Below are 278 nucleotides of genomic sequence, written 5' to 3' on the forward strand. Positions count from 1 at the left end.
TGCTGCGCCTGCTCAGCGGCCTGCTCGACGCGCAGGCGGGACGCCTGCTGCTGGACGACGTCAGCCTGACCCAGATCGACCCGGCCGACCGCCAGCGCGGTATCGGCTACCTGCCGCAGGACGTGGCGCTGTTCCATGGCAGCCTGCGCGACAACCTCAACCTGGAGAACGCCGCGCTGGGCGACGAGGAACTGCTGGAGACCCTCGACGGGGTCGGCCTGGGCGCCTTCGTCCGCGGCCACCCGCTGGGGCTGGACATGCCGATCCAGGGCAACGCC

The 278-nt window shown here is 71.9% G+C and carries 1 pseudogene; it reads left to right on the forward strand.

From position 1 onward, the window contains the following. Positions 1–278, forward strand: a pseudogene (locus tag ACLJNW_RS24675) (type I secretion system permease/ATPase); the annotation flags it as partial.

Origin of the sequence: Salmonella sp. SAL4457 (assembly GCF_046548235.1) — a bacterium.
GTDB classification, from domain to species: domain Bacteria; phylum Pseudomonadota; class Gammaproteobacteria; order Enterobacterales; family Enterobacteriaceae; genus Salmonella; species Salmonella enterica.